Source organism: Holdemanella sp. DFI.5.55 (assembly GCF_020593575.1).
Classification (GTDB): domain Bacteria; phylum Bacillota_I; class Bacilli_A; order Erysipelotrichales; family Erysipelotrichaceae; genus Holdemanella; species Holdemanella hominis.
In genome coordinates, this window is the sequence record NZ_JAJDMK010000332.1 from 1 (window position 1) to 246 (window position 246).

1 pseudogene is annotated in these 246 nt (G+C 37.0%); it reads left to right on the forward strand.

Going from position 1 to position 246, the window contains the following annotated elements:
* Positions 1-37: 37 nt before the first annotated feature.
* Positions 38-246: pseudogene (locus LJE08_RS14315) on the forward strand (IS21 family transposase); the annotation flags it as partial.

The following is a 246-nucleotide window of genomic DNA, read 5'->3' on the forward strand; positions in this document are numbered from 1 at the left end:
ACGATATCGTGATTACGTTAAAAAGCATAATCTTACGATGCATATCAATCATAAACCGGGTGATAAAATGATGGTTGATTGGAATGGCACCCGTATGTATGTGTATGATTGTTACACAGGAGAAGCAATCCCTGCATATTTATTTGAGGCAACATTACCATTTAGTATGTACAGTTATGTTCAAGCATGTCCAAGCATGAAAATCAATGATTGGGTCGATTGCCATATCCAGGCTTACCGTTATTT